5 protein-coding genes are annotated in these 6,258 nt (G+C 60.4%); 1 reads left to right on the top strand and 4 read right to left on the bottom strand.

Going from position 1 to position 6,258, the window contains the following annotated elements; translation table 11 throughout:
• Nucleotides 1-189: 189 nt before the first annotated feature.
• Nucleotides 190-1,131: a bestrophin family protein gene (locus WCA53_RS21485; protein ID WP_423915384.1), complete on the top strand. Its 942-nt coding sequence runs from the start codon at nucleotides 190-192 to the stop codon at nucleotides 1,129-1,131.
• A 78-nt stretch (nucleotides 1,132-1,209) separates the two neighbouring features.
• Here the strand turns inward: WCA53_RS21485 and WCA53_RS21480 are convergent, their stop codons facing one another.
• From WCA53_RS21480 to apbC, 4 genes are all read right to left on the bottom strand, one after another.
• Complete coding sequence (locus tag WCA53_RS21480; RefSeq protein WP_423915382.1) at nucleotides 1,210-3,504, bottom strand: Orn/Lys/Arg decarboxylase N-terminal domain-containing protein; 2,295 nt, start codon at nucleotides 3,502-3,504, stop codon at nucleotides 1,210-1,212.
• 114 nt (nucleotides 3,505-3,618) lie between these two features.
• Nucleotides 3,619-4,188: a dCTP deaminase gene (dcd, locus tag WCA53_RS21475; protein WP_423915380.1), complete on the bottom strand. Its 570-nt coding sequence runs from the start codon at nucleotides 4,186-4,188 to the stop codon at nucleotides 3,619-3,621.
• Between the two features lie 212 nt (nucleotides 4,189-4,400).
• Nucleotides 4,401-4,943: a superoxide dismutase family protein gene (locus WCA53_RS21470; RefSeq protein WP_423915378.1), complete on the bottom strand. Its 543-nt coding sequence runs from the start codon at nucleotides 4,941-4,943 to the stop codon at nucleotides 4,401-4,403.
• Nucleotides 4,944-5,057: 114 nt separating this feature from the next.
• Complete coding sequence (gene apbC / locus WCA53_RS21465; RefSeq protein WP_423915376.1) at nucleotides 5,058-6,146, bottom strand: iron-sulfur cluster carrier protein ApbC; 1,089 nt, start codon at nucleotides 6,144-6,146, stop codon at nucleotides 5,058-5,060.
• Between the last annotated feature and the right edge of the window lie 112 nt (nucleotides 6,147-6,258).

Raw genomic sequence — 6,258 nt, 5'->3', positions numbered from 1 at the left:
TTTCTTTGCTTCGTTTCTTTGCGCGTTTGCAAAGAAATGAAGTCCCGCCCCGGATAGGGGCTAACAGAAATAAGCAAGAAAATCCGACTTAAGCAGAACGACCACGCTGGCAGAAGGACTCCACCCTAGCCCCACACTCACCGCAGGCAGAACCACCCCAAACCGCCCCCAAACAGCGAACAGCGCCCCATGATTATCCGTCCCAAACTGAACTGGTTTCGCATGTTGTTCGTATGGCGTGGGTCCGTGCTGCCGCAACTGCTGCCGCGGCTCGGCTTGATTTGTGCGCTGTCCATCGCCGCAATCGTCATGCACGACCACATGCGCAACTATCCGATCGGCCTGGGCACGCCGCCGTTCGCACTCGTGGGCATCGCGCTGGCGGTGTTTCTCGGCTTCCGCAACAACGCGAGCTACGAACGCTGGTGGGAAGGCCGCAAGCTCTGGGGCTCGCTCACGATCCACGCGCGCTCGCTAGCGCGACAAGCGCTGACGCTGCCACGCGGCGTGCCGATCGCCGACATACGCGCGTTCATCGCGGCACTGGGCGCAGTCGGTCACGCGCTGCGCCACGAATTGCGACGCACCGATCCGCTTCCCGACCTCGCAACACGCCTTCCGCCAACGCTGTATAAGCGCGTGGCGAAGGCACAATGCCGCTCCTCGCTCATCCTGCTCTGGCTCGGCGAATGGTCGGGCGAGCGTGCTCGCGAAGGCGCGCTCGACGGTTACGGCGTCCTCGCGCTCGAAACAAACCTCAATGAATTGTCGGCGGTCATCGGCGGATGCGAGCGGCTGGCATCCACACCGCTGCCATTCTCGTACTCAGTGATGGTCCATCGCACCATCTACCTGTTCTGCGCGATGCTGCCGTTCGGCCTGGTCGATGGCGCCGGAGTCCTGACACCGCTGTTCGCCCTGTTGGTCGCGTACGCGTTCATGGCGCTCGAGGCAATCGCGGCGCAGATCGAAGATCCATTCGGCATGGAAGAAAACGATCTGGCGCTGAGCACGCTGTGCGCGTCGCTTGAAGACGCGCTCTACGACATGACGGCCGACGCCGATTTCGTTCGCCCACCCAAGGCGTTGCCCGGAACGGGCGAACAGGAGCGGATGTTTATCGCGACGTGAAACCCGTTGTGACCTCTGAAATAAGAAGGCCCGCGCAATGCGGGCCCTCTCATTCTGATTCGCGCAGCTCAGCGAAAACTACCCTTCATTGCGCACGCAATCGACGAAATACTCGATCCGCCCGTTAATCATCTCGCCCACCAACCCGTGGATATCCGTATGGAAACCCGGGAAACGCTCGTTGAACTCACGCGCGAAGCGCAAATAATTCACGATCGTCTTGTTGAACCGCTCACCCGGAATCAGCAGCGGAATACCCGGCGGATAAGGCGTCAACAGAATGCTGGTCACACGCCCCTCGAGTTCATCGATAGGCACGCGATCGATTTCCCGATGCACCAGCTTTGCATAAGCATCGGACGGTTTCATGGCCGGCTCCATGCTCGACAGATACATCTCGGTGGTCAGCCGCGCGATATCGTTCGCCCGATAAACACTGTGAATCTGCGCGCACAAATCGCGCAAACCCAGTCGCTCGTACGACGGATGCAGCGCAATAAACTCCGGCAGAACACGCCACAGCGGCTGGTTGTTATCGTAATCGTCCTTGAACTGCTGCAATTCGGTGACCATCGAATTCCAGCGGCCTTTCGTAATGCCTATCGTGAACATGATGAAGAACGAATAGAGACCGGTCTTCTCCACAATAATGCCGTGCTCGGCCAGATACTTGGTCACGATAGCGGCCGGAATGCCGCTCTCGCCGAACTCGCCGTCCACAGCCAGGCCCGGCGTGATGATCGTCGCCTTGATCGGGTCGAGCATGTTGAAGCCTTCGGCAACCGGCCCGAAACCATGCCACCGGTCATTCGGCTTTAACACCCATTCCTCGCGATCGCCGATCCCGTCTTCCGTCAGCGCCTCCGGCCCCCACACCTTGAAGAACCATTCGTCACGGTATTCGTCGTCGACCTTACGCATTGCGCGGCGGAAATCGAGCGCTTCCGCAATCGATTCTTCCACCAGCGCCGTGCCGCCGGGCGGCTCCATCATGGCCGCCGCCACGTCGCACGACGCGATGATCGCGTATTGCGGACTGGTCGACGTGTGCATCAGGTACGCCTCGTTGAAGCGATGCTTGTCGAACGTGCTGTTCTCGGAGTCCTGAACCACGATCTGCGATGCCTGCGAAATCCCCGCGAGCAATTTGTGCGTGGAGTGCGTGGCGAACACCAGCGCGCCCGTGCGCGGCCGCCCAGCGCCGATCGCGTGCATGTCCTGATAGAACTCGTGGAACTCGGCGTGCGGCAGCCAGGCTTCGTCGAAGTGAAGCGTGTCCAGCATGTCGCCAAGCAGGTCCTTGATCATCTCGACGTTGTAGATCAGGCCGTCGTAGGTACTTTGCGTGATGGTCAGGATGCGCGGCTTCGCGTTCGGATTCTTCGCGAGCGCCTCGCGCGCGAACGGATTCGCCAAAATCTTCTCGCGGATATTCTCCGGCTTGAACTCATCGCGCGGAATCGGACCGATCAGGCCAAAGTGATTGCGGGTCGGCGTCAGGAAGACGGGAATGGAGCCCGTCATGGTGATCGCGTGCAGGATCGACTTGTGGCAGTTGCGGTCGACCAGCACGATATCGCCGGGCGCCACCGTCGCGTGCCAGACGATCTTGTTCGATGTCGACGTGCCGTTCGTCACAAAGAACAAATGGTCCGCGCTGAAGATGCGCGCCGCGTTGCGCTCCGACGCCGCGATCGGGCCGGTGTGATCGAGCAATTGGCCGAGTTCATCGACCGCATTGCAAACGTCCGCCCGCAGCATGTTTTCGCCAAAGAACTGGTGGAACATCTGGCCGAGTGGATTTTTCAGGAACGCAACGCCGCCCGAATGCCCCGGGCAATGCCACGAGTACGAGCCTTCCTCGGCGTACTGCACAAGTTCCTTGAAGAACGGCGGCGCGAGTGCATCGAGATAAACCTTTGCCTCGCGAATGATGTGACGCGCCACGAACTCCGGCGTGTCCTCGAACATGTGAATGAAACCGTGCAACTCGCGCAGGATGTCATTGGGCAAATGGCGCGACGTCCGCGTTTCGCCGTACAGGAAAATGGGGATGTCCGCGTTGCGTCTGCGCACCGCCTGCACGAACGCGCGCAACGCGACGATCGCCGACGCCAGTTCGGGCGTGTCGCCTTCGGCCACCACGACGTTGTCCACGTAGGGCAGCAACTCGTCGTCGTCGATCGACAAAATGAAACACGATGCACGGCTCGACTGCTGGGCAAACGACGTCAGGTCGCCGTAACTGGTGAGGCCCAGCACTTCGACGCCCTCGCCCTCGATCGCCTCGGCGAGCGCGCGAATGCCGGAACCCGAGATGTTCTCGGAGCGGAAATCTTCGTCGATGATGACGACTGGGAAACGGAACTTCATCAGGCGATTCTCCAAATGGAACGACCGCTGGCCGAGTTTCGTCTGCTCGATTCCAGCGGTCTTTCAGAAACTAGTGCAATGACGGGTTGATCCACTCAGGGATCAACCAAAACGTCAGGTTTTTGGCAGCGTGACACCTATCTGGCCTTGATACTTCCCGCCGCGATCGGCGTAGGAAGTCTCGCAGATCTCGTCGCTTTCGAAGAACAGGACTTGCGCCACGCCTTCGTTTGCATAGATTTTGGCAGGCAAAGGTGTCGTATTCGAGAATTCGAGCGTAACAAACCCTTCCCATTCGGGTTCGAACGGCGTGACGTTCACAATAATTCCGCAACGCGCATACGTGGACTTGCCCAGACACACCGTCAGGCAGGAACGCGGGATCCGGAAATATTCGACCGTGCGCGCCAGCGCGAACGAATTTGGCGGAATGATGCAAACATCGCCCTTGAAGTCGACGAACGATTTTTCATCGAAATTCTTCGGATCGACAATCGTGGAATTGATGTTGGTGAATATCTTGAATTCGTCGGCAACGCGAATGTCGTAGCCGTAACTGGACGTGCCGTAGCTCACGATCTTGCGGCCGTCTTCACTCACGCGCACCTGGTCGCGCACGAACGGCTCGATCATGTTGTGCTGTTCGGCCATACGCCGGATCCATTTGTCGGACTTGATGCTCATAGAAACGCTACCCAACGAAAGAGGCGGCTCGGGAAGGCCGCGGGGCTTGAAACGGAGCGTGGCCGACAGCGTGCGCTAAGCGGACGCAAAACGAGCCGGACCAGACGAGAAGCGCTATTTTACTAGATGAGCCGGCCGGCGCACGCGCATTGGCTGCACGTTAGCCGACAGGCCAGGTGAGCGTGCCCCGAACCGTTGCCTACACTCACGCATCATTGATGGATCACGCCGCACGCCAGCGCCGGACCCGCGCCATGGGGGACGAAGGAGTAGTGATCGGCGGCATCCCGATGAAGAATGATCGCGCGCGACAAAACCGAGCGCACGCCGTCGAGCGATACGTCCGGCGCCACGATGAACCCGGTCGCGGAGCCGTTGGCGTCGGCGTGAATGGTGGCGAGGTCGCCCTCCATCTTCGATGCCGACGTGGTGTGTTCGGAAGCAGGCGCGAACACCTCGCCCGTGTCTGGGAGACTCCCGACGATGCAGTCGCCCCGCTCGTGGATTTGCAGCGCGTGGTCGCTGTCCGGTGGCATGCCCGACAAGTTGTAGGTCACCTGTACGCCATCCGAGCGCTCTATGAGCGTCACCGACCCGTGCGTCGCGTTCCCGCCCGACGGCTGCAACACCGCACTGGCACGCTTGTCGTGATCCTGAAAAAGAATGCCGCAGCCGCCAAGCATCATTGCACTGGCGGCGAGGATGATGACGGCAGGCATCCTGCGTAGTCCCGTTCCGTCCAATCTTAGTTTCATGCGATCCTCATGGCGACCCGCGACCACCCCGTGTGTCCGCCCGGCCGCGCCAATCGAAGCCACATGATACCGCGACGCGCGCTGCCTCAATGGCCGGCAGGCGCACGTTGATTCTCAGGTGTTCTGCACCACGATGCTTGGGAACATGGACGTCATGTCGCGCTGCCGTTGCGCAATCGAAATAGCGACCTTGCGCGCGATCGCCCGGTACGCCTCGGCTATCTTGCCGTTCGGCTCCGAGATCACGGTCGGCTGGCCGGCATCGGTTGTCTCGCGGATCGAAATGTCGAGCGGCAAATGCCCGAGCACCGGCACGCCATATTCCTGCGACATCCGGTCGCCGCCGCCCGCGCCGAAAATATGTTCTTCGTGGCCGCAATTCGAGCAAATGTGGGTGCTCATGTTCTCGACGATCCCAAGGATGGGAATGCCGACTTTCTCGAACATTTTCAGACCCTTCTTGGCGTCGAGCAACGCGATGTCCTGCGGCGTGGTGACGATCACCGCGCCCGTGACAGGCACTTTCTGCGAGAGCGTCAACTGGATGTCGCCCGTGCCGGGCGGCATGTCGACCACCAGGTAATCCAGGTCTTTCCAGTTGGTCTGGCGCAGCAATTGTTCGAGTGCGGACGTGACCATTGGTCCTCGCCACACCATCGGATTGTCCTGCTCGATCAGGAAACCGATCGAATTGGCCTGGATGCCGTGGCCGACAAGCGGGTTCATCGACGTATTGTCGGGCGATTCCGGCCGGCCGCTGATGCCAAGCATCATGGGCAGCGACGGGCCGTAGATATCCGCGTCGAGCATGCCGACCGACGCGCCTTCCGCCGCCAGTGCCAGCGCCATGTTCACGGCAGTCGTGCTCTTGCCCACCCCGCCCTTGCCCGATGCCACCGCGATAATGTTCTTCACGTTCGGCAGCAGCTTCACGCCGCGCTGGACCGCGTGCGCAACCACATGCGACGACACGTCGACCCGTACGCCCGCCACGCCGGGGACGCGCGCGAGGGCGTCGGAGACAAGTGCGCGGATCGCGTCGAACTGACTTTTGGCGGGATAGCCCAGGACCACGTTCACACTCACGTTCGCGCCGTCCACAGTCACGCTGCGGATGCTTTTCGTTTCCGTGAACGAGCGGCTGGTGTTCGGATCGATCAAGCCGCTAAGCGCGGTGTCGATCTGGGCGCGGTCAATACTCATCGAAACTCCAAGGGAACGCTTTTTGTCCGCAACACTCGAAGCCATTGCGCGCAAAAATAAAGAAGTTGAAAGGAATTGTTGCACGACATTGCGTGGCGAGTCGGCGCATAGC

Source organism: Caballeronia sp., from assembly GCF_049581465.1.
Taxonomy (GTDB): Bacteria; Pseudomonadota; Gammaproteobacteria; order Burkholderiales; family Burkholderiaceae; genus Caballeronia.
This window is presented reverse-complemented; position numbering and strand designations above follow the sequence as displayed.

Bases quoted from the DNA above. Each gene is read 5' to 3' on its own strand.
- WCA53_RS21470 (WP_423915378.1), bottom strand. From the start codon at position 4,943: ATGAAACTAAGATTGGACGGAACGGGACTACGCAGGATGCCTGCCGTC.
- apbC (WP_423915376.1), bottom strand. From the start codon at position 6,146: ATGAGTATTGACCGCGCCCAGATCGACACCGCGCTTAGCGGCTTGATC.
- WCA53_RS21485 (WP_423915384.1), top strand. From the start codon at position 190: ATGATTATCCGTCCCAAACTGAACTGGTTTCGCATGTTGTTCGTATGG.
- WCA53_RS21480 (WP_423915382.1), bottom strand. From the start codon at position 3,504: ATGAAGTTCCGTTTCCCAGTCGTCATCATCGACGAAGATTTCCGCTCC.
- dcd (WP_423915380.1), bottom strand. From the start codon at position 4,188: ATGAGCATCAAGTCCGACAAATGGATCCGGCGTATGGCCGAACAGCAC.